General features: G+C 30.3%; 21 protein-coding genes and 3 riboswitches. Of the genes, 6 read left to right on the top strand and 15 right to left on the bottom strand.

Translation table 11 applies throughout. The features are described 5' to 3' along the window. Nucleotides 1-429: 429 nt before the first annotated feature. The gene (gene thpR / locus RT714_RS09270) at nucleotides 430-981 is read right to left on the bottom strand and encodes an RNA 2',3'-cyclic phosphodiesterase (RefSeq protein ID WP_313757292.1); all 552 of its coding nucleotides are present in this window, start codon (nucleotides 979-981) and stop codon (nucleotides 430-432) included. 878 nt (nucleotides 982-1,859) lie between these two features. Further along, nucleotides 1,860-1,970, top strand: a riboswitch (TPP riboswitch). A gap of 83 nt (nucleotides 1,971-2,053) precedes the next feature. Between thpR and thiW the strand changes: the two genes are divergently transcribed. Genes thiW through thiE form a run of 4 tightly spaced genes read left to right on the top strand, consistent with a single transcriptional unit; the run spans nucleotide 2,054 to nucleotide 4,821 of the window. Then, nucleotides 2,054-2,560: an energy coupling factor transporter S component ThiW gene (gene thiW / locus RT714_RS09265; protein WP_132984453.1), complete on the top strand. Its 507-nt coding sequence runs from the start codon at nucleotides 2,054-2,056 to the stop codon at nucleotides 2,558-2,560. A gap of 1 nt (nucleotide 2,561) precedes the next feature. Next, nucleotides 2,562-3,347, top strand: a complete 786-nt coding sequence (gene thiD / locus RT714_RS09260; protein ID WP_313757414.1) for a bifunctional hydroxymethylpyrimidine kinase/phosphomethylpyrimidine kinase — start codon at nucleotides 2,562-2,564, stop codon at nucleotides 3,345-3,347. An 18-nt stretch (nucleotides 3,348-3,365) separates the two neighbouring features. Next, nucleotides 3,366-4,184 (top strand): hydroxyethylthiazole kinase, encoded by an 819-nt coding sequence (thiM, locus tag RT714_RS09255; protein ID WP_313757291.1) that lies wholly within the window; start codon nucleotides 3,366-3,368, stop codon nucleotides 4,182-4,184. After that, a complete protein-coding gene (gene thiE / locus RT714_RS09250; RefSeq protein WP_313757290.1) occupies nucleotides 4,171-4,821 on the top strand; it encodes a thiamine phosphate synthase in 651 nt (216 codons plus the stop codon). Before thiM ends, thiE begins: the two co-directional genes overlap by 14 nt. A gap of 40 nt (nucleotides 4,822-4,861) precedes the next feature. Here thiE and RT714_RS09245 read toward each other — a convergent pair whose 3' ends face one another. The 3 genes from RT714_RS09245 to RT714_RS09235 are packed head-to-tail and all read right to left on the bottom strand — an operon-like array spanning nucleotide 4,862 to nucleotide 7,994. Further along, nucleotides 4,862-5,704: a TPM domain-containing protein gene (locus tag RT714_RS09245; RefSeq protein ID WP_072977408.1), complete on the bottom strand. Its 843-nt coding sequence runs from the start codon at nucleotides 5,702-5,704 to the stop codon at nucleotides 4,862-4,864. After that, nucleotides 5,692-6,750, bottom strand: coding sequence for a hypothetical protein (locus tag RT714_RS09240; protein ID WP_312908578.1), 1,059 nt, complete (start codon nucleotides 6,748-6,750; stop codon nucleotides 5,692-5,694). The genes RT714_RS09245 and RT714_RS09240 overlap by 13 nt, the downstream gene beginning before the upstream one ends. A gap of 44 nt (nucleotides 6,751-6,794) precedes the next feature. Further along, nucleotides 6,795-7,994: an SPFH domain-containing protein gene (locus RT714_RS09235; RefSeq protein ID WP_313757289.1), complete on the bottom strand. Its 1,200-nt coding sequence runs from the start codon at nucleotides 7,992-7,994 to the stop codon at nucleotides 6,795-6,797. Nucleotides 7,995-8,676: 682 nt separating this feature from the next. On the opposite strand from RT714_RS09235, the gene RT714_RS09230 reads away from it, so the two are divergent. Beyond that, nucleotides 8,677-9,711, top strand: coding sequence for a TIGR00300 family protein (locus tag RT714_RS09230; RefSeq protein ID WP_313757288.1), 1,035 nt, complete (start codon nucleotides 8,677-8,679; stop codon nucleotides 9,709-9,711). A gap of 22 nt (nucleotides 9,712-9,733) precedes the next feature. On the opposite strand, the gene RT714_RS09225 is transcribed toward RT714_RS09230, so the two are convergent. The 3 genes from RT714_RS09225 to RT714_RS09215 all read right to left on the bottom strand — a co-directional run bounded on the left by RT714_RS09225 (nucleotide 9,734) and on the right by RT714_RS09215 (nucleotide 12,039). Beyond that, nucleotides 9,734-10,123: a Rid family detoxifying hydrolase gene (locus tag RT714_RS09225; protein WP_313757287.1), complete on the bottom strand. Its 390-nt coding sequence runs from the start codon at nucleotides 10,121-10,123 to the stop codon at nucleotides 9,734-9,736. Nucleotides 10,124-10,403: 280 nt separating this feature from the next. Then, nucleotides 10,404-10,949: a phosphoribosyltransferase family protein gene (locus RT714_RS09220; protein ID WP_313757286.1), complete on the bottom strand. Its 546-nt coding sequence runs from the start codon at nucleotides 10,947-10,949 to the stop codon at nucleotides 10,404-10,406. A gap of 22 nt (nucleotides 10,950-10,971) precedes the next feature. Next, complete coding sequence (locus RT714_RS09215; protein WP_313757285.1) at nucleotides 10,972-12,039, bottom strand: NCS2 family permease; 1,068 nt, start codon at nucleotides 12,037-12,039, stop codon at nucleotides 10,972-10,974. A gap of 136 nt (nucleotides 12,040-12,175) precedes the next feature. After that, a riboswitch (purine riboswitch) is annotated at nucleotides 12,176-12,277 on the bottom strand. 132 nt (nucleotides 12,278-12,409) lie between these two features. On the opposite strand from RT714_RS09215, the gene RT714_RS09210 reads away from it, so the two are divergent. Next, nucleotides 12,410-13,351: a phosphoglycerate dehydrogenase gene (locus RT714_RS09210; RefSeq protein ID WP_313757284.1), complete on the top strand. Its 942-nt coding sequence runs from the start codon at nucleotides 12,410-12,412 to the stop codon at nucleotides 13,349-13,351. Nucleotides 13,352-13,436: 85 nt separating this feature from the next. On the opposite strand, the gene RT714_RS09205 is transcribed toward RT714_RS09210, so the two are convergent. From RT714_RS09205 to RT714_RS09170, 8 genes are all read right to left on the bottom strand, one after another. Further along, nucleotides 13,437-14,168, bottom strand: a complete 732-nt coding sequence (locus RT714_RS09205) for an amino acid ABC transporter ATP-binding protein (protein WP_313757283.1) — start codon at nucleotides 14,166-14,168, stop codon at nucleotides 13,437-13,439. A 15-nt stretch (nucleotides 14,169-14,183) separates the two neighbouring features. Next, nucleotides 14,184-14,960, bottom strand: coding sequence for an amino acid ABC transporter permease (locus RT714_RS09200; RefSeq protein WP_313757282.1), 777 nt, complete (start codon nucleotides 14,958-14,960; stop codon nucleotides 14,184-14,186). Between the two features lie 13 nt (nucleotides 14,961-14,973). Further along, complete coding sequence (locus RT714_RS09195; protein WP_313757281.1) at nucleotides 14,974-15,819, bottom strand: transporter substrate-binding domain-containing protein; 846 nt, start codon at nucleotides 15,817-15,819, stop codon at nucleotides 14,974-14,976. A 159-nt stretch (nucleotides 15,820-15,978) separates the two neighbouring features. After that, nucleotides 15,979-16,162, bottom strand: a riboswitch (Lysine riboswitch). 167 nt (nucleotides 16,163-16,329) lie between these two features. After that, nucleotides 16,330-17,805, bottom strand: coding sequence for a nucleoside recognition domain-containing protein (locus tag RT714_RS09190; protein WP_313757280.1), 1,476 nt, complete (start codon nucleotides 17,803-17,805; stop codon nucleotides 16,330-16,332). 128 nt (nucleotides 17,806-17,933) lie between these two features. Further along, nucleotides 17,934-18,857, bottom strand: a complete 924-nt coding sequence (ftcD, locus tag RT714_RS09185; protein ID WP_313757279.1) for a glutamate formimidoyltransferase — start codon at nucleotides 18,855-18,857, stop codon at nucleotides 17,934-17,936. 38 nt (nucleotides 18,858-18,895) lie between these two features. Then, nucleotides 18,896-19,537, bottom strand: coding sequence for a cyclodeaminase/cyclohydrolase family protein (locus tag RT714_RS09180; RefSeq protein ID WP_313757278.1), 642 nt, complete (start codon nucleotides 19,535-19,537; stop codon nucleotides 18,896-18,898). Nucleotides 19,538-19,975: 438 nt separating this feature from the next. Then, nucleotides 19,976-21,394, bottom strand: coding sequence for a sigma 54-interacting transcriptional regulator (locus RT714_RS09175; protein ID WP_313757277.1), 1,419 nt, complete (start codon nucleotides 21,392-21,394; stop codon nucleotides 19,976-19,978). Nucleotides 21,395-21,591: 197 nt separating this feature from the next. Continuing rightward, complete coding sequence (locus RT714_RS09170; RefSeq protein ID WP_313757276.1) at nucleotides 21,592-22,257, bottom strand: hypothetical protein; 666 nt, start codon at nucleotides 22,255-22,257, stop codon at nucleotides 21,592-21,594. Between the last annotated feature and the right edge of the window lie 259 nt (nucleotides 22,258-22,516).

The following is a 22,516-nucleotide window of genomic DNA, read 5'->3' as shown; positions in this document are numbered from 1 at the left end:
AAAAAGCCTCTACATGTATATTTAATACATGTAGAGGCCAATTATAGCGTTACCACTCTACCTTATAATTATCTCACGATAATTAACTCATTAGGTTCAATATTAAACCCTGACCTTTTAACGGGGTCTACCACCGATATAACTTACTTAGTTCAGCTATATAACTCCGAAGTGATTGTTCCCTATTATATCAATACTGGCTCTCATCCACCCCAGTTTTCTGTAATTGATGACTTTAATAGTTCACTCTTCATCTTAGTTTTATTATTTATTTTAATATTAGATTGCAATCTTTTTATATTTAAGAACTAATATAGCATGATAAAGTATAGCTGTCAATAAGATTTTGAAAAAATTTTTGAAAAAATTTCAATTAACCAAATTTTCAGCATTATTTTAAACCATAAATATTTATATTTTATATGCTTCCTAAGGCTTTGAATTAATTCGCTTTACATAAATTGGAACATAAGTCAATTTACCATCTTTTCTTGTACTTTCCATTATAGAAACTTTATCTACAATCATCTCCACCTTATGAATTTTAGCTAACTTTTCTATCTTATTGAGTTCTTCTGTAAGGATTATTTCTCTCCCTAAAGTTATATGTGGAACAAATCCTCTTTCTTCCTTTTGATATCCATAAATCTCCAATCTCTCTTCTAAATTGGAATATAGTAAATCTAATTCCTTATTGGATTGCAATCCTATCCAAATTATTTTTTTGTTTTTCCTAGTAAATTCTCCAAGCTGGTTAAAGACTAATTGAAAGCTTTCCTGATTTAATAATATATGATCAAGAACTTCTTTTAACTTGTTTAATTCATCATCCTTCACTTCACCAATAAATCGAAGTGTCAAGTGAAAATTTTCTTTATTAGTAAAATTACCTGTAGTGCTATGTTTTTTTACTATCTGTTGAATTTTATATAAATATTCCTTTATCTCTCCTGTAAATTCTATGGCTAAAAAAACACGCATATTTTCCCCTCCTAGTAAAAGATTATATTAATTATTATATGCAAAAATTTCAATTTTTTTAATTAATATAGTATTTTATTCTAATATCTTATATATCTATTTTATAATAAGTGCAACTCTTATATATAACCATATTGTAATCCCTTAGAAATCAGACTCAACTTATTTTTGAAATATTTCTATTAAATACAATGCTTTTTCTAAATTCCAGTTATATTTTCCCGACTACAATCTTAAATTCATGATTTAGTCTTTTTTCAAGAAAATCCAAAGATTAAAATTATTAAGCTTGATGTTTTATTTATTATTTGATAATATTAAATAATAAATATACCCTAGGGAGGTTTGTTTGTGAAAGAAAAATTTCTTAGTATATTGTCAATTTTTACAGCTTTTGGTGCAGCTTTTTGCTGAAGTGGAGGATTAATATTAGCATCCCTAGGTCTAGGGACAATAGGTACCGCTTATTTATCTAGTTTTACAAAATATAAGCCTATTTTTGTTATAGCCACTGCTGCTTTAATATATTGGTCCTATAGATTAATTGAAAAAAGAAATTCTAACAAAACAACTAAAATAATATTCTGGACTGCTACCATTATTTCAATTTTAATTTTATATTCTCCAACTATATTAAGATTGTTTTTTAATTATTAAAAAAGGTTTATTAAGTACTAATCACTTAATTTTAAGATACTATATTCTTATAACCATGATTAAATAACACTTTTAAGAATCATGTTTGAATTTGCCTTTTTCTTCTCTCTTATATATTTAGTAAATACATTTAAACAATAAACAGATGTTTTAAGAATTTAATTTGCTTATTAAATATCTTTGTGGTATTATTTTCATATAATCAAAATATTAAATAAATAGTTAGTCACTGGGAGTGCTGGAAAGGCCAGCTGAGAAAAAGACCCTATTAGTCTTTTATCCCCTAACCTGATCTGGATAATACCAGCGTAGGAAAGTGTACAAATACTTATAGAATTTATTTATATGTACATTAAGCACAAATCCTGCATTGGGATTTGTGCTTTTTTATTTTTTCACTAAGGGGGTGACAATGATGAATTTACGAAAGTTAACTCTATCATCTTTATTAACAGGAGTTGGTGTTATTAGTGCTCATATTATTTATATCCCTATAGGAATATCAAAGATTTTTCCAGTCCAACATGGAATTAACTTAATAATGGCTATATTACTTGGCCCTTGGTATGGAGTTGCAGTGGCATTTCTTATTTCATTAATAAGAAATATATTAGGAACTGGCTCATTTCTTGCCTTTCCTGGTAGTATGATTGGTGCATTTTTAGCTGGTATACTGTATAAAAAAACCAATAAATCAATTTATGCAATGGCAGGTGAAGTATTAGGCACTGGTATTATTGGCGCATTAATTTCATATCCAATAGCAAAATATTTTTTAGGAAAAGAAGCTACCTTGTTTTTCTTTGTAGGTCCTTTTATTCTAAGTTCTTTTGCTGGAACTATTATTGGATATTCTTTACTGAAGATAATCTCAAAAACAGGAATTTTAAATACTTATATTAATAAAAATGAGGTGAAATAAAATAAAAAAATTATTAACTATAGCAGGTTCAGATAGTTGCGGAGGAGCTGGAATACAAGCTGATTTAAAAACATTTTCAGCTCATAGAGTTTATGGAATGAGCGTTATTACAGCAGTAACAGCACAAAATTCTCAAGGTGTTTTTGCTGTACAAGATATTTCAGTTGATATTATTCAAAAACAAATAGAAGTAATTTTTGATGATATATTTGTAGATGCGACAAAAATTGGTATGGTTTCTAAAACTGAAACAATAAAGACAATAGCTGATACTCTCAATAAATATAAAATCAATAATTTAGTTGTTGACCCTGTAATGGTATCTAAAAGTGGATTTCATCTCTTACAACCTGATGCTAAAGAGGCTCTAATAAATCATTTGTTTCCTATAACAACAGTAGTCACACCTAATATTCCAGAGGCAGAGGTTATAACTGGGTTGGAAATACAGAATCTTAATGACGTTGAAAAAGCTGCTAAAATCATCTATAAAATGGGTCCTAGATATGTATTAGTTAAGGGTGGACATATGGAAGGTGAAGCTTTAGATATACTATATGATGGACAAAAGTTTACTCACTATAATTCACCTAGAATTAATAGAAAAAATACTCATGGAACAGGCTGTACATTATCATCTGCAATTGCTTCTAATCTTGGGAAAGGTCTTTCTGTTACAGAGTCTATAGCAAAAGCCAAAGCATATATAACTCTTGCTATAGAAAACTCTTTTCCCATAGGTAAAGGAGTTGGTCCTGTCCACCATTTTTATGAACTATATAAATAATTTTAATAGGTGAAAAATATGAACTGTTATAATGAAATATATAAAATTTTAGAAAAAATAAAAGAAAAAACTCCCCTTGTACATCATATAACTAATTATGTTACTGCCAATGATTGTGCAAATATTGTATTAGCTTTAGGGGGAAGTCCAGTTATGGCAGATGATCCAAAGGAAGTCGAAGAAATGGTATCAATAGCTTCTGCCTTAGTATTAAATACTGGTACATTAAATGAAAGAACTATAGAATCCTTTATAATAGCTGGAAAAAAAGCTAATAAATTAGGTATTCCCGTAGTATTGGATCCAGTAGGTGTAGGTGCTACTAACTTAAGAAATAAAACTGTAGAAAAAATTCTTAAAGAAGTAAAATTATCAGTTTTAAGAGGTAATATGTCAGAAATAAAAAATATTTACGGTCTAAATAGCTTAACTAAAGGGGTAGACTCTACAGATAATCCTCTAAATGGTGGAAAAGAAATATCTATAAGTTTAGCAAAGCAATTAAATTGCATAGTGGCAATAACAGGTTCCGTAGATATTATCTCTGATGGCAAAAAAGTTTTTTATATTAAAAACGGGCATGAAATATTATCAAAAATAACTGGTACTGGATGTATGAGTTCGTCTTTAATAGGACTTTGTTGTGGGACTGGGAAAAGTCCTTTGTATGGAGCTATCTCAGGAATAATGATAATGGGTATTGCTGGGGAAAAAGCAAATAAACGTTTAAAAAACTTTGAAGGCTTAGGAAGCTTTAAAGTTTACTTACTAGATGCTGTAAGTACATTTTCAAAAAATGATATTAAAGAAAGGGGAAATCTCTGTGAAATCCTATGAAAATATTAACTATAAACTTTATTTAGTAACTGATAGAGATGTTTTAAATGGGAGAGATTTTTTAAAAAGCTTAGAACAAGGAATATTAGGTGGAGTATCTGTTGTTCAACTTAGAGAAAAAAATACTAACTCACTCGAATTTTATAATCTTGCAATTGAAGTAAAAAAATTAACTGAAAAATATAATATTCCTTTAATCATTAATGATAGAGTAGATATTGCATTAGCAGTAGATGCTGATGGTGTTCACGTTGGACAAACCGATTTACCAGCTAATATTGTAAGAAAAATTATAGGTAAAAATAAGATTTTAGGTGTATCTACTGCCAACCTAGAAGAAGCCAAAAAAGCTGTAGATGATGGAGCTGATTATATTGGAGTAGGCGCTTTATTTCCAACAGTTACCAAAACAAATACTCGAAAGGTAACTTTAGATCAACTTAAGTATATTAAAGAAAATACTAATATTCCTATTGTTGGAATAGGTGGAATTAATGAAATTAATGTGAGATCTATAATAGAAACTGGTGTAGATGGGGCAGCCATAGCTTCTGCCATATTATCAAAGACAAATATAAAAGAAACGGCTGAAAGTTTATATAATGAGATTCAGTTAAGTTTTAAAAACAGAAGATAAATACTAAGATAAAGGGACTAATTAGTCCCTTTATTTTTTCCTAAAACTTTCGTCCTCCTCCACCATGAGTATTTCCACTAGAAGAAGTATGAGTTGTACTTCTTCCGCTGGAAGAATTGGAATTATCAGTAGGTTTTGGAATGATTCTATGTGTTACAAAAGTATCTATTAGTTTATCTTCATTCAAAGTTAAATTTACAAAACTATTCTTTTTATAGGCAAAAGAATTCCCTTTTCTTCGAGTTTTATTTCTTGATTTTGTCTTATATGTTGATTTTATGGTAAAGTAAAATATGCTGCTAATCAATAGCCCTCCCATTATACTATCTCCTATTAAATCAGTAAATATTAATTTCTTTTTAGGTTCTTCAGGTTTATTATATTGATTTGATGGGATTCCAGACTCAAGATAACCCTTAGTCCCTTTTAAAAATCCCATGGCAGCCCCATAGTAATCTCCATCACCTAAACCACTGTCAAATACATTATCTAGTATTTTTTCAATTCTTTTATCTGTTAAATATCTAATACCTATGCCAGAAGTAGATATATAAGCCTCCCTATTATCCATATCTATTAAAAATAATATTCCATCATGGTTGTCTCCTACTCCAAATCCTCCATAATCAAAAAAGTCATCTGCATATTCCCTAGATGTTTTCCCTTCAGTATCATTAGTGGTTACAATAACTATATCCATATTATAAGCATTAAATAAACTATTTGCCTCAGTTTCTAATTTAATTCTCTCATCTTCGCTAAATAGCACAGCGTCATCAAATACTAATGATTTTTCAGCCGATACAGTAACTGGATTAAAAATAAATATGGTTAATATTAAAGATAATATTAAACTCATTAATCTTTTAGCTATATTAGCCACATCAATATCCCTCCTATTAGACTAGCAATAACAGTTGCTATAAAAACTATTATACAGACATTAAATGCCTTTTTCTTACTAAATGGAAGTTCTCCAAAAGCTTTACCTGTCTGACCATTTACCGCATATACATAGGTCTTTCCCTCGTAAAGATAGGTCAATATCCACATAGGCAAAAGGGTATAGTTCCAATTTTTATAGTTTATCTTAGAATTATTTCTGACAACATTTACTCCATTAAATCCAGATATAGTTTCATTTATCAAAGATTTTGAATATTTATTAACTCTATCCTCTACTTTAGGACTAATATCTTCTTTTGGTATATCGTATTGCTCTGCAAAAAAACCCGAAAGATATGGCATAGAAAAATCTATAGCCTCATCTTCATTATATGGAGCTATTCCATCTAAGAGGTTATCATCTATTTTAGCAAATGCCAATTCGCCTACATTCCTTATATCTATCTGACCCTTTCTCACAATTTGATATTTCTTGGTTTCCGTAAATTCCATATCTCTGCTTCTCCATATTCTAATAGTTCTTCCTTCTCCCATATAATCTATATCAACTTCACAGTCAGCCCACCAATATGGCAAATATATTCCTGTTATCTTTTCCAATTGTGAATCACTATAAAAATCATTAGGAACAAATTTCTTGTTCCCAGCCCAATATAAAAACATCTTTTTCGCCTTATTTTTATCAACAGAAAATGGTATCAATTTATTTGGCTGAAAGTCACCTGTTAGCCTATCTGATATTATAACTGGATTATGACAATAATAACAAAATGTAGCAGTAGTAGTATCATCAGTGACTACTTTTGCACCACAACTATTACACTCATAGGATAATAGTTTGTCATTTTCCTTGTGGCTGTCATATGTTTCTTCATTTTCACTTTTATCTGTTTCTTTATATATATCTTCAATTTCTTCTTCAGTATATTCACTTAAACAAAAGTCACATTTAAATTTTTGCAATGCAGGTTTAAAATGTATGCCTGCACCACAACTTGGACATTTATAACTATAAGTCGCCATAGTCCACCTCTTTTCAAATTGCCGAATATTTAATTTTAATCCTATTAAAACTTATTTCCACACTCTGGACAAAACTTTGGATTTTCTCCTGTTGGCTTATATCCACAGTTGGAACATTGTGCTGGAGTTTCTCTCTTTGTTCCACATTCTGAGCAGAAATTACCTGAATTTTTTGCACCGCAATTTGTACAGAACCAATGACTTTTCGGCATATTTTGGGCTTGATTTTGTTGACTTTGCCCTTGAGCCATTTGATTGTAATTAGATGCCGATGCGGCACCCATAAAACCACCTGCCCCTTGAATTCCTATTCCCATACCCATAAAAGCAGTAGCAGATCCTCCTTCATTTGAACCAGCCGCTTCCAATCCTCTAGCAATAGATCCCTGTACATATCCTTCTCTCACAGCTGGTTCACCTAACATAGCTCCTTTATTTCTCATATTGATTAATTCTTTAGACTCATCATCATAAGAAATACTTGCTATACCTACAGATTGGATTTCCATTCCTCTCATTCTCTTCCAATCATCATCTAGAATATTTGCCATATATTGGCTTAACTCCCTACCTTTTGAAGGAACGTGGGATATACGGATTCCATCAACTGACATTTGATTCATTGCTGACTGTAACGCTTCTAAAAACTCTGATAAATATTGCTCATTAATATCTTCTATATCTACTTTATCCTTATTTCTTGGTATTGCTTCCATATAAAACAGTATTGGATCTGTTATTTTTATAGAATAAGTCCCAAAAGTTCTTAGAAATAACTCTGAATTATAAAAATTATCAAAATAATTTAAAGGATTAGGTGTCCCAAATTTTATTCCCTTTATCTCTTGTAAATTAATATAGTATACTTTTTGAGAAGTAGGTGTAACTCCACCGTATTTTACACGCTGGAAAGATTCTTTTAAAGAATCCTTGAAACTTCCATTAAATAAAGATGGTAAAGAAGAATTATCTACTTTATAATATCCTTCTTCAGCAGTATAATCTACTATTTTCCCTCCATCTACTAGAATCATAAGTTGATTTGAATATACATGAATTATTGATCCATTTGAAACTGTATTTTCTGTTGCTCTTTTATTGGATCCCCTTCTAGAATCTTTTCTAACAGTTATACCAGATGTAAATACAGTGCTGTCACTCATATCATTAGGTTCAATTACTTCTAACCATTGATCTGCAAGTGAGCCTCCAATGGCAGAACTAATTGCTTTTATTAATCCCATTTTCTTTACCTCCTCATAGAATATATTTAGTATTATACTATAGATTTTATACCCTTTGTATAATTTTTCAATTTAATATCCATACATTAATTATAAGATATAGAATATTATGGGATATGAAGACAAAAATATTTTTGAAAAAATCCTTGACAATTAGATTTATAATTCATATAATAGTCTTTAAATAAATATTTAGCTATGATGAGGACTAGTAAATAGAAAGATTCTAAAAGGAAGGAAGATCCACCGACTGAAAGATCTTCTAAGATTATTTCTTTTGAACCCACCCTCTAGGCTGCAAATGATAAAATTTGTCCGTTTCGCCAACGTTATGGGCTTCAAGGGGATTAGGCTTTGTTTTCATTGCTTAATCAATTTGGGTGGTACCGCGAATTACCTTCGTCCCAGTATTGGGATGAAGGTTTTTTTATGACCTAACACAACGAACGTTAAGTGAGTTGATGTAGGTCAAACGCAACGAACGCCAAATTCATGCGAATGATAATGAGCCCTAAAGGACTACTGAATTATATCCTGCGGAGCAAATTAAGGTAGCAAATGAATTTGTGCAGTAAGACTGCGGAAAATGACCTAACACAACGAAGATATCCAGTAAGTAAGTTTTAGTTTAGGCAATAGGAGAATTTATTTAAATTGTCAATTAGTGAAAGGAGAGTTTAAAATGGAAGTTAATAAATTAAAAAATAATAATTTATCTAAAAATATAGTATTAAAAAAAGTTGAACAAGATAAGCATGTCCCTGACGATTTTTATTCGACTACAAATTATAAAACTTTAGTTTATCATAATCATAAATGGATAGAGGTAAAAAAACAAAGAATGGATGCACTTATAGTCATAGATGAAAATGATGCCTCATGTAAAAAATTAAGAGATATTAAAAAGGGTGATATGATAGTTTGCGGGGATTCAGGTGTTAAGATAGTAAATGATAATGAAATAAAAGTGGAAAACTCTTTTAACTTTATGAATAGTTCCATATCTTCAGAAAGAAAAAATAATATTCTTATAAAAGATCTAGCTTCTGAATTATTCTATAATAATAAAAAATTAACCATAGTTGCAGGACCTGTTGTAGTCCATACAGGGGGAGATTATTATCTCTCAGAACTCATTAGACAAAATTATGTTTCCAGTTTATTAGCTGGAAATGCCCTTGCAGTTCATGATATAGAAAAAAATCTATTTGGCACTTCTTTAGGAGTATGTGCAAAATCAGGTAAAGTAGTCAATAATGGCTATAGAAATCATATGAGAGCTATAAATCAAGTTATGAAATACGGCTCTATAAGAGAAACTGTAAAAGCTAAAGCATTACATTCAGGTATAATGTATGAATGTGTAAAAAATCATACTCCTTTTGTCCTGGCAGGGAGTTTAAGGGATGATGGTCCATTGCCAGATACCATAACTGATATGATAGAAGCTCAAGAAGCCTATAATAAGTATCTGCAATCTTCAGATATAGTATTAGTCCTTGGCTCCATGCTTCATGGAATTGCTAGTGGAAATATGCTTCCTGCAAGAATTAAAATGATGTGTGTAGATATTAATTCTGCTGTAGTTACAAAACTATGTGATAGAGGAAGTAGTCAAACTACAGGTATTGTAACAGACGTAGGTTTATTCTTAAATCTATTGGTCTATGAAATTGAAAACTTAAAAAATAACTTAGGCACTAGATTAGCAACCTAGTGCCTGTTAACCCTATAATTAACTATTCATTGCATGATCTTTTTGCAACTAATTCTATTTCCACATCTGCACCAAGGGGTAATCCTAAAACAGATATACATGTTCTAGCTGGATATGGCTCAGAAAAATTCATTTTATATACTTCATTCATTTCAGAGAAATTATTCATATCTGTTAAATATACATTTACCTTTACTACATCATCTGAAGTAAGATTAGCCGCTTCTAATACCTTAAACAAATTAACAAAACATTGTTTAGTTTGCTCTGTTATATTCCCTTTATTTATTGTTTTTGACTCTGAGTTCATTGCAGTTTGTCCTGATAAAAAAACTAATTCTCCAGCATCAACTGCATGTGAATATGGTCCTGAGGCTGATACTCCTTTTGCATTATAAGCTTTTCTTCCCACAATATTCCTCCTTATTTTATATTCTATTATAAGATTATATATTAATTTCCAATTTAATTAAAGCATTCTATCCCTCTATCAATTATTTAAATAGGCTATAGTAACTAGAGTAACTTTATCAAAGAAACATTTATTTTTTCCGCGCTTAACTTATAGATAAATTAGTTCTAGTTAGAAATCGTATTTATAATAAAAGAATCTTATGAATATATAGAACAAAAAAATTCTTGGAAAGCTAAAGAGTATCTTTAGCTTTCCAAGAATTTTACTATAAAACAAGCTATTTTATTTCAAAAAGGGGAAGATGTTCTAAGAATATAATATCTTCTCTATCTGCTGCTTCACCTTCTGCTAATATAGCTGCTTTGGCAGCAACAATACCTCCTACAGAGTCTATAAGCCTTTCCAATGCTTGAATTGAACCTCCAGTACTTATAACATCATCAATAATAGCTACTCTTTTTCCTTTTATATACTCCACATCCTGCTCATCTAAACATAATAATTGCTTCTTTTGTGTAGTGATGGAAATAACTTCATCAACAATTGGTGAACTCATATATGGTTTAATACTTTTCCTCGCTACAATATATCTTTTCATCTTTAATAGTCTTGAGATTTCAAATACTAAGGGAATTCCCTTTGCCTCTGCAGTTACTAATATATCAACTTCAGGTAACTTCTTTACAATTTCAGAAGCTGCTGCACAAACCATTTCAGTATCTCCTAATATTACAAAACTTGCAATACTAAGATTATCACTAATTTGTATAATAGGTAACTCACGTTTTACTCCAGCCACTTCAATAAAATATGTTTTTTTCATTATTTAAACTCCTCCTTATACATTAAATTCCTAATATACTAGCAAATCCTTTAAAAATAATCCCTGCTAACATACCTAAAAACGGATCAGTTATTGCTGTTACAGTCATAGTTATTCCTCCAACAATAGAACCTCCTGGTATGCCTGTTGCAGTTAAAGCAGCTGTAGCATTGACAGGTGCTGTTACAATTGCTCCCAATACAAACAAAAATCCAGCAATTGACTCACTAGGTATATATTTGCCCATTTTAGGAAGTAATCCTGCAAATAAGATAATTGCCATTAAACTCATCATTAAAACGCCTGACATCAAAGGATGTGGTGCACCTCCTGTTGCAGAAATAATAGACTCAACAGGTCCTCCTCCAAACATTGCAGATGCTAAGTCTGCCAAACTGCTTACGATAGATAAATGGTCGATATTTACATTAGTGTTCGCAATACTTCCAGTGATTTTTCCAAAGGCAATATTTGCTCCAATATTTAGACATATCATTGCCAAAGCACCACGAACAACAGAAATATTTATAACAGGCTTTTGAAAAACAATCTTTTCCCTCTCAGTAATATTGATATTAGATTTTTGTTTTAATATCATTGCTATTACACTTGTGATAATCACTGAAATTGCAATTGTATATACTAGATCTTTTGTAATCATATAGGTAATGAAACTAATAGCAATAGATCCAAAACCAACAATCTTATTTTTTCTTGCCATATCAATAGCTACACGTGTCAACATAATACCTACACCTGCCATCATTCCATTTGTAATTGCAGGTCCTATAAAGGTTACAATTCTTTCAAGAAGACCAAATATGCCTATAATAGTCATACCTACTCCACCTAAAATAACCATAGATATTCGTTCTCTCATATCTTTTCCCATTGTTCCTGCTAATGTAATAGTTTCTGCTTGGAATGAAACTGGAGCTACTACACCTAAAACTAAACATCCAACGGCACCAACAATAAATGCAAAAGCTGTAGGAACCGATGCAAATCCAAATGATAATGCCAAAAGTCCTTGAGGTAATCCATTAAGAATAACACTAAGTGCTGCAAGTAAATCTTTTAGTAAATCCATTTATGTCTCTCCTTTACTTTGCCCTCAAACAATGGAATACATGAATACAACAAAGGACTGATTCTTTCCTATAGGAAAGAATTCAGTCCTTTGAAAACGAAAACAAAGGTTAGAAATTATATCCACCTTTGTAGTTTTATCTGTTATCCTGACCCATAGTAGGATAGTTTACGGTTATCCTGTAGAAACTCCCGAACCATATTATCGAGATTATATGAAAGCAAATATTTTATTTTAACGTAATAAATATACCAGATTTTTCGACATTTTGCAACATTTTTATTCTTCATATCAAAACTCCAATCAAATGTTGTTTTTATAGGCAGATGGGTATTATTATATTATCATAGCATTAAAAGGAGGAATATTTTTGAAAGCATTAATTACTTTTAGATATAAAGATGATGAAATGAAAAATCTGGAAAACTTAGGTTTTGAAATAATATTCAAGGATGAAAGAGATATGAACTTTTCCAAGGAAATAAAGGATATAGATTTGATGGTATGCTTTGATCCATTTAATAAAATAGATATTGAACTTTTCCCAAATCTTAAATGGATACAACTTTTAAGTGCAGGTATCAACCAAGTACCAATAGATAAAATTCTAGCTCAAGATATTATTCTTACAAACAACAGAGGTGGATATAGTATACCTATAGCTGAATGGATAATTCTTAAAATATTAGAAATGATTAAAAATAGCAGAGAGTTTTATGATAAACAAAATAAAAAAATATGGAAAATGGATACTTCAATTTTAGAGCTTTTTGGAAAAACTATAGGATTCGTTGGAACCGGCTCTATATCCCAAGAAACAGCTAAAAGACTAGAAGGATTTGGGGTAAAGATACTGGGTATTAATTCTAGTGGAAAGAGTGCAAAGTATTTTCATCAATGTTTTAGTATAGATAAAATAAATGATATAGTTCCTCAATGTGATTTTTTAATAATAGCTGCTCCATATACAGATAATACTCATCATCTAATAGATGAAAATATATTTTCAAGTATGAAAAATGGAACTTATTTAATAAATATTGCTCGTGGAAGCATCATAGATGAAAGCGCCCTTATTAATAATTTAAAATCTGGTAAAATCAAAAAAGCTGCCCTTGATGTTTTTGAAGTAGAGCCTTTATCAGAAGATAGTCCTTTATGGGAAATGGATAATGTAATTATATCTCCTCATAACTCTTGGGCTTCAGAAATGTACAGTAGAAGAAGATACGAGATAGCCTATGAAAATATGAAAAGATATATAAATAAGGAAGAACTTATTAATGTGGTTAATTTAAAAATGGGATATTAATTAATGTAAGTGAAATCTGTGTCTAAAGAAGATAAAGACACAGATTTCACAATACTACTTTTAATATCTTTTAGCACTATAACTATTATAAAGTACGTCTCAAAAACTCTCTTGTACGTTCCGCAAGGGGATTATTTAAAATCTGCTCTGGACTTCCCTCTTCTGCAATAACTCCTTTATCCATAAATACTACACGATCAGCTACTTCCTTTGCAAATCCCATTTCATGAGTCACTACTAACATGGTAAGTCCTGTTTCAGCAAGTTCCTTCATAACTTTAAGCACTTCTCCTACCATCTCTGGATCAAGAGCAGATGTAGGCTCATCAAATAGCATAACATCAGGCTCCATAGAAAGTGCCCTAGCAATAGCTACACGTTGTTTTTGACCTCCTGATAATTGTTTTGGCTTTGCATTAATATATTGATCCATTCCAACTACTTGTAAATATTTCATAGCTACCTTTTCTGCCTCTTCTTTAGAGCGTTTTAACACTTTCATTTGCCCCACAATACAGTTGTTTAAAGCATTATGATTATTAAACAAGTTAAATTGTTGAAACACCATTCCTAGCTTTGTACGATATTCGTAAATATCATGCTTATCATCTAAGATATTTTCTCCTTTATAAAGGATTTTACCACCACTTGGTTTCTCTAGAAGGTTTACACAACGAAGAAGGGTTGATTTTCCTGAACCAGATGAACCAATAATACAAACTACTTCTCCTTTGGTTACTGAAAAATTAATATCTTTTAACACTTGATGATTTCCAAAGGATTTACTTAAATGTTGAATATCAATAACCTTTTCCATATTTGCCTTCCCTCTCTAATATTGATTAGCATTGCACTCTTTTGTCCTACCAATCATAGCTTTTTTTACTTGTATTTCATTAGCATACTTAACATAATTCTCAGGACCATCTAATCTTCTTTCAATATAACGTAAAATCCTTGTTATAGTAAATGTCATTATAAAATAAAGAACACATGCTATAAAAAATGATTCATAATATTTAAAGTTATTTCCAGCCACGGATTTTGTTTGAAAATATAATTCAGTTACAGAAATTACATTAAGAACTGAAGTATCTTTTATATTAATTACAAATTCATTTCCCATTGCTGGTAAAATATTACGTATTGCTTGTGGTAATATGACATTGACCATAGTTTGAATATGGTTCATACCTATAGCTTGAGCAGCTTCAAATTGTCCTTTATCTATGGAAACAATGCCCCCTCTAATGATTTCTGACATATAGGCTCCCGTATTAATAGATACTATAAATATAGCTGCAAAAATTCGATTCATATCTACACCAAATGCGGCAGCAGATCCATAATAAATTACCATAGCTTGTACAATCATAGGTGTCCCACGAAATATCTCTATATAAATCGAAAAAATAGTATTTACAAATTTAAGAATAACTTTCTTTGCTCCATTTTCAGGAATAGGAATTGTGCGTACAACCCCTATTAATAAACCAATAATAAAACCCACTACGGTACCGATCATGGAAATCAAAAGTGTCATACCAGCTCCACGGAGAAACATTGGTCCATTAGTTGAAGCAATTTTTAATATCGACTCAAAATTCATCTTTCTCCTCCTTTTACTCAGCTGATGGTTGATTTTTAATAACAGTATCCATAATAGCTGTTTGTTCTTCTTCTGTAATACCTTTTAATATTTTATTGATCTTTTCAGTTAAATCACTGCCTTTTGCTACACCTACAGCTATAGCTGTATCATCATCTGATGTATTAAATCCATCTTTAAACTCTATCATTTTAAAGTTTTGATTGGCAGTTTCAGCACTAATACCTTCTGGTCGCTCAGAAACATATCCATCAATTATCCCAGATTCAAGAGCAACTCTAATTGCTGTAAAATTATCCATAGCTGTCTGCTTGTCTACATCTTTAATCTGATCAATCACTGAGTAATGGAATGTATTTAATTGACCAGTTATCTTAGCTCCTTTAAAATCTTGGATAGAAGTAGCATTTTCATATTTTCCACCTTTTTTAACAACCATGACTAAATTGGATTTATAATAGTTATCCGTAAAATCAATAGCTTCCTTACGTTCATCTGTTGGTGACATACCTGCAATGATTGCATCTATCTTACCAGAAGTCAATGCTGGTACAAGACCATCCCATTCAGTTTTAATTATAACTAATTCTTTTCCTAAGCCTTCTGCAATTTTCTTAGCGATTTCTACATCATATCCACCTGCAAATTCTTTAGCACCATCTATCTTAACACCACCATTGGAGTCATCCATTTGAGTCCAATTAAATGGTGCATATCCAGCTTCAAGACCTACCTTAAAAGTTCCATCTTCATTTGCTATTGCTTTTGAATCTTTTATTTTACTACTTGTCCCACATCCTGTTAAAATCGTTACTGTTAATAAAAAAATAATCATTAATACTGATAGTTTTGTTCTCATGACTAGTTTTTCCTCCTGTTGTCTTCATTTTAATTAGTATTTTATCTTAAAGTCAAACTTGCCACTTGTACGAGTTATGCTATTTTTGATAACAAAAAGACCTGAGATAGACTCAGGCCCTAATAGACATAGTAATACCTAATTCCCCTCCTTTTCCCAAAATGAGATAGCACAACTCAATAAACTGGGAAAGTTTATTGAGACAGTCCTACAGCTCTTAACCGCAGACCCAGCAAGCAATACTGAGAATATTACAAGCTTCGGCGACATTTCCTTCTCCTTAGTATCATTGTTTTCTCATACTCCACTAAAGACTGTTAAATACCGCGCCTCTACCTCACTTGTAAAAGTGAGGCATTATTAAATTGTCTAATATAGCTTACAATATATTTATCTATATGTCAACCCTACTATGAACCTTTTTAAAAATCTACTTTCCAATATTAATAAAAACTCCATCTTATTCACTATAAATGGAGTTTTTTAAAAAACTTTAATTAAATGTATTAATTAAAACAATATATGCATAAACAATGCAGCAAATGGCATTGCAATAATCGTTCTTTCTAAGAATACAATCATCAATTCTTTAAACTTTATTGGCAGTCCAGTATTCATAATTACTACAACAGATTCTGCTAAGAATATTATTTGTACCATTGATACTACTGTTACAAAAAATCTTGTTTTAACATGTAATTGAGCTACCTTATCTGCAATAGTCAATACAGGTATAAACATTTCTGTAATTCCTGTTGGAATAGCAGCTGCTGCAACTTGGGCATCTGGCACCCCTAATATTTTGGTTAATGGTAAAAATGCATAACCTACTATATCAAATACGGGAGTATATTTAGCAACTATCATTCCCAATATACCTATTGAACATAACAATGTAATAACTTTTGGTAATACAGGAAATGAATCTATAACTGATGCAATAATTCTTTTAAGCATACCACCAGAAGTATGAGCTCTTACTACAGCTCTATTTACACCTGCTTTAAACATTGATGGACCAAATTTTAATGAAGCTTCCTTCCTCTCCTCATTTGTTTGTAATTTTCCATTTGCAAATACATCTTGCTTTCTGCTTATTGGCGGAATTCTGCTGATAATTGCAGCCAATACAAAAGCTAAAAAGAATGATACAAAATATGTTATTATAAAGTACTCTCCTATACCTGCTGTTTGCATAACTAATAGTGCATACCCTACGGATACTGCACTAAAACAAGTAGCTACTATAGACGATTCTTTTTCAGTATAAATATTTCCCTTATACATTCTACTTGTAATGATAATACCCATAGTTGTTGAACCTACAAAGGAAGCACATGCATCAACTGCTGATTTACCAGGAGTTTTAAATAAAGGTCTCATTAAAGGCTCTAAAATAACTCCAAAAAAGTCTATGCAACCATAATCTGTTAAAAATGGTATAAAAAATGCCCCCACTGGAATAATAAATGCTACTCCTATAACTACTCCAGGTATTACCATCTCTCCCGTTGAGGGACCAACTATCATTTCTGGAGCAGCATAAACACCAATTTTATTAAGAAAATAAAACAGTATAAATATTCCACCTGCTAAATATAAAAATGGATGTATAACTGAATCTGCTTCAAAATATTTATAAAGTTTACTATCTTTCTTTGAAAAGAATTTTCCAATAACACTTGAAATACCAGTACTCATTAATACTACTGTACATATAAGCAAAGCTCCTACATCTTGCCCATTAATAACTATTAAAGAACTAACAATATCTATAGCCTTCTGATAAATAAACCCAAAAGGAATTCCTCCATTAATGGGTATAAAAAATACAAATATAGCTATTGCAGTAATTATAAATGATTTTATAAATCCTTTAATCCAATCTGATTTATTAAGTTCAATTGAGTCTAAAACTTTGGGATCATTTAAATCTAATTTACTTAAATCATAATCTTTATTTTCACTTAAGTTTATTTTTTCCAAGTTGGCACCTTCTTCTTTCTGTCATATAAGCTTATATCAATAATCATCTTCTTTGCATTTCAATGTATTATTCTTTTCATTATAAGACTGTCCATTCAATTACTTGATATGGACAGTCTCATGACAAATTAAAACATTAAATGTGTTTCTAGTATTTGTTCTTGCTTTAATCCCTGTAATCCCAAATAATGAGTTAAATTATTTAATAAATATTCTAACTTAACGGGTCCTACAAGTTCTGATCCTGTTACTGCTACACCGTATTTTTGAGCTTCAAGCTTAACTAATTCAAAGGCTCTGTAAAGTGGGGTATTTGCACAGTCAAACATATTGATAGATACAACTACTCCTTCTCTTTCCGGGAACTTTATTCCTACTGCTCTAGTTGTTGAGAATCCACCACTTGGTCCTCTTACTGCCTTAGCTATTTGTTTAGCTATACTTACGTCTTCAGTTGCTAAAAATACATTATAAGCTGTTAATCCTTCTTTATCTGCTGATACAATAGTCGCACCATATTGTGGACTTAACTTGCCATCTACTGATAAGTCAGGTTTTCTAGACTCATAATCAGGGTTATTGCTATCTTCTAATAAAGCTTTTAAGCCTTCATATTGTCCTTTTCTGATAAATGAAATGCTCTTCTTATCTTCCGTTCTAGCATTTTCCCCTGAAAAGAAGATAGGAACTTGATGTTTTTCAAATAACTCTTTACCTATTTCTTCAGCTAATTCTTTACATTCTTCTAAGCTTATATTAGCTAATGGAAATAGTGGAATAGTATCTTGTCCACCAATTCTTGGATGTGTTCCTTGTTGTTCTCTCATATCAATTAATTCATATGATTTTGCTGCCATTTCTAATAATGCTTCTTTAAGTGGTGCTGGTTCACCTATTATTGTTAAAACAGTTCTATTAAAATCATGTTCTGGTTCACAAGTAACAAGCTTTACTCCTTCTCTATTTTTAATAGTACCAGAAATTGCATCAATTACTTCTTGTCTTCTACCGTCACTAAAGTTAGGTACAGCAAGTATATATTTCTTTTCCATATTATTCTCTCCTCACTAAATTAATATTAAAAACCAAATTATCCATTAAGTCTTTCATACACGATTGCTAATGACTTTTCTTTTAAATCCTTAGCAGAACTTAGTAGCCTTGAAACCTTTTGAGAAATAACTTGTTTGTATTCTTCATCTTTTATACTTCCTAAATTAATTGTTACATTTAGCAATGCACCTTCTAATCCTGAATAAGCAAGTAATACACCTACTCCAATATCAGTTACTGCATTTACGTTTCCATACTTTGCAAATACATCTTGTAATTCTAAAACTCTGTGACATTTTTCAGCACATTTTAAAGGAACCTCTAAAGCAACTTTATATCCCTCTTGAATTGCTTGGGATCTAGATCTCTTCTCTTCATCAGTATCCTTTGGCATTTTAAAAGCTTCCATTACCTTGTCAAAAGCATTGGTATCTTTATCTACATCATTTGCTAGGTCTTCAAATAATTGTTCTAACTCTTTAGCATTAGACTCCATTTTAGTCCTTACATCTTCTGACAACTCTGAATAATTTTTCTTAGAAAATGTTAATCCTCCTACCATGCTTGTTAAAGCTGAACTTAATGTTCCAACATAAGCAGATACACTTCCACCACCTGGTGTAGGATCACTACTTTTGGTATCTAATGCATATTGTTTTAAGCTTTTGTCTATAAACAATTTTGACACCTCCATATATATAATATATAATGTAGCTTAATAATATTTTTCAGGGGTATAATTTACTTTATATTCTTCTACTTAATCATAAATTCAAGAAAAATATTAGTAACTACATCTTATATAATAAGCAAATAACATGCCAAAAAACAAAGCTTACTTATAACTTCTAAAAAGATAGTTAAAAGTAAGCTTTGTTCTTCACTAAACAACCTTAATTCACGAGAAATTATCAATTTAAAACAATAAATCTTTTTAAGTTCTCTATATCAAATTTTTAATAATAAATGATAGTAATGAATTATATTTTATTATATATGATGCTAAATAGGTTGAAAGATGATTTTTTTCCTCTTTGATAAATTAAATACATTATTAAAACTTCTCTAATATAGGTCGAAACTATTTGAAACTATTTGAAGATTTTTTTCCTCTTATTTAGGATTTTTTTCTTTTTTGAAACTTAAGATCAATTCCCAATTTTTTTGCCTTTTTTCTTAATGTGCTAGCCTCTAAACCCGTCTTTTCACTTAGTTCATGTATGTCACTTACCCTACAAACATAATCCTCAAGTAAAATTTTTTCATATTCATATACATTTTCTTTAAATAACATATTCTCATCTACTTCCATTGACCTTACTTTTCCAATATCACCATCTAAAATATCTTCTTCAGTAATTATTTCAAATTCTGATGTTACAACTAGTCTTTCAACCTCATTTTGCAATTCTCTTACATTTCCTGGCCAATCATAATTAATCAATAATTTCATAGCACCTGAAGAAATAACTTTTTCATAATTATAATGTTCATTGAGCTTTTTAAGAAAAAAGTTAGTCAAAGGTACAATATCCATCTTTCTTTCCCTAAGTGACGGAATCCTTATAGGTATGACTTTTAGTCTATAGTATAAATCCTCACGAAAAGTTCCTTCTTCTACCATGGCATATAAGTCTCTATTAGTTGCAGCTATAATTCTTGTATCAATAGATATGTTTTTTGTTCCGCCTACCTTTTGAAACACCTTATCTTGAATTACATTTAAAAGTTTTACTTGTAAATTTAGGGGCAACTCACCAATTTCATCTAAGAATAAAGTTCCCTTATTGGCTAGTTGAATTAATCCTACCTTTCCATCTTTTCTAGCACCGGTAAATGCTCCTTCTTCATATCCAAATAATTCTGATTCTATTAGACCTTCAGGTAAAGAGGAACAATCAACCTTGATAAATGGTCCATCTTTTCTATTACTATTTTCATGTATGTATTTGCTAAAAAGTCCCTTACCAACACCTGACTCTCCCTCAATCAATACAGTAGAATCCACATTTGCAATTCTAAGTGCTAAAGTCTTTATCCCTTCTATCTTCTCACTTTTAGTTATAATAGAATCCTTTTTTCCATCCTTTGCATTAAGTATGTTCAACTCTTTTTGTATTCTCATATTTACATTTTTCAATTCATTAAACTGAGTTTTCAAATTTTCAAAACTAGTCATATCCATAACACTTACAACAATATTTATTAATTGTTCATTTTCATAAATAGGTACAGCTGTTGAAAAAATATGTCTTCCATTTACCTTCTGTGTTTTTGCAACTGTTTCCCCTTTTAATATAGCTTCCAAGGCAACGGATTCAGAATAGACTCCATCATAAACAAGCTTATTCATATCCTTTCCTACAATCCACTCTTCTGAAATTCCCTCTATTTCTTCGCAAGCTTTATTATATAAAATTGTTATTCCATCAACATCCATTATATGAACACCAATATCTAATGAATCAAAAATGTCTTTAATCTTTTCTAAACTTAAACATATACTAACTTTGTTTTTATCTGGACACTCTTCCATATTAGCACCTCTTTTTATACAAGTTAATTATTTCTTATATATAATGTCAAATAATATTATATCATATTTATTATCCTATGTTTAATTATGGATTTTCTTTATATGTCTTAATAAAAAACAGTACTAATTACTTTTAAAATAATTAGTACTGTTATTATATTTAGTATTCCTAAATATATTGAGCCATATAAGTTTATCTATTTAATCTCTATCCCATCTCCTTTACATATGTTCTCAGAAATAATCGCTATACCTTTTACAACTGAACCTTCCTCTACTTCTGATGCCATTGAAGGATTAGAAGGATATTTCTCTCCATCAAATCCTAATTTAGCGTAGAAAGATTCTACTCCTCCCCCTGATACATTCATTATAATATTATTCCACCCATTTGTCTTTTCTTCACTTATTATAATAGGATTTTGTACTAATGTAAAATTAGATATTATCTTGTGACTTTCTTTATCAATTATTAAAGCTGTAGAACCACCTGAACCTGATACACTTTTTCCTATTAAATAAACAAATATCTCTTCTTTTTCATCCCCATTAAGGTCTATATAGTTATAAAAATATTCCAATTCCTCATCTTCTTTTTTATCGTATTGCAGATAATCTATTATAATTTTTTCTAATTCTTCGCTTTTTTCCGTTTCAGAAGGTTTATATTCAATTCCCGAAAAATCTATTTTATCAGATTCAATCTTTATTATATTATTTTCTTTACCATTATCCATTCCAACAGTTTTTGCAATAGCTGGATTATTATCTAATTTAATGTCTTTCACCTCTTCTTTTTGACAACCTACATTTATAGCTAAAGCCACTACTAAAGTACCACATAATATCAATCTCTTATTCACTTATATCGCTCCCTCTTAAATTATATTTGGTATTTATAGGAAAAGTATAACATATAAGGAATACCAATTTAGTTAAAAAACATTTACAAATTAATGTCAATTTGATTAAAATATCAAATATAAAAATCCTCTAATAGTACTATTAGAAGATTTTTTATTAGGTTAAATCATCAAATTTATTTGTAATATGCTCTTTTTATACTAATATAATGGATATTTATCACATAATTTAGATACTCTAGCTCTTATTTCATCTCTA

Source organism: Tissierella sp., assembly GCF_032104385.1.
Lineage (GTDB): Bacteria > Bacillota > Clostridia > Tissierellales > Tissierellaceae > Tissierella.
This window is presented reverse-complemented; position numbering and strand designations above follow the sequence as displayed.

Coding starts and splice junctions, on each gene's coding strand:
- RT714_RS09220 (WP_313757286.1), bottom strand. CDS start 10,949: ATGAAAAAAACATATTTTATTGAAGTGGCTGGAGTAAAACGTGAGTTA.
- thiM (WP_313757291.1), top strand. CDS start 3,366: ATGAACTGTTATAATGAAATATATAAAATTTTAGAAAAAATAAAAGAA.
- RT714_RS09215 (WP_313757285.1), bottom strand. CDS start 12,039: ATGGATTTACTAAAAGATTTACTTGCAGCACTTAGTGTTATTCTTAAT.
- ftcD (WP_313757279.1), bottom strand. CDS start 18,857: ATGGAAAAGAAATATATACTTGCTGTACCTAACTTTAGTGACGGTAGA.
- RT714_RS09240 (WP_312908578.1), bottom strand. CDS start 6,750: ATGGCGACTTATAGTTATAAATGTCCAAGTTGTGGTGCAGGCATACAT.
- thiW (WP_132984453.1), top strand. CDS start 2,054: ATGAATTTACGAAAGTTAACTCTATCATCTTTATTAACAGGAGTTGGT.
- RT714_RS09195 (WP_313757281.1), bottom strand. CDS start 15,819: ATGAGAACAAAACTATCAGTATTAATGATTATTTTTTTATTAACAGTA.
- RT714_RS09205 (WP_313757283.1), bottom strand. CDS start 14,168: ATGGAAAAGGTTATTGATATTCAACATTTAAGTAAATCCTTTGGAAAT.
- thpR (WP_313757292.1), bottom strand. CDS start 981: ATGCGTGTTTTTTTAGCCATAGAATTTACAGGAGAGATAAAGGAATAT.
- RT714_RS09175 (WP_313757277.1), bottom strand. CDS start 21,394: ATGGAAGAGTGTCCAGATAAAAACAAAGTTAGTATATGTTTAAGTTTA.
- RT714_RS09230 (WP_313757288.1), top strand. CDS start 8,677: ATGGAAGTTAATAAATTAAAAAATAATAATTTATCTAAAAATATAGTA.
- RT714_RS09235 (WP_313757289.1), bottom strand. CDS start 7,994: ATGGGATTAATAAAAGCAATTAGTTCTGCCATTGGAGGCTCACTTGCA.
- RT714_RS09200 (WP_313757282.1), bottom strand. CDS start 14,960: ATGAATTTTGAGTCGATATTAAAAATTGCTTCAACTAATGGACCAATG.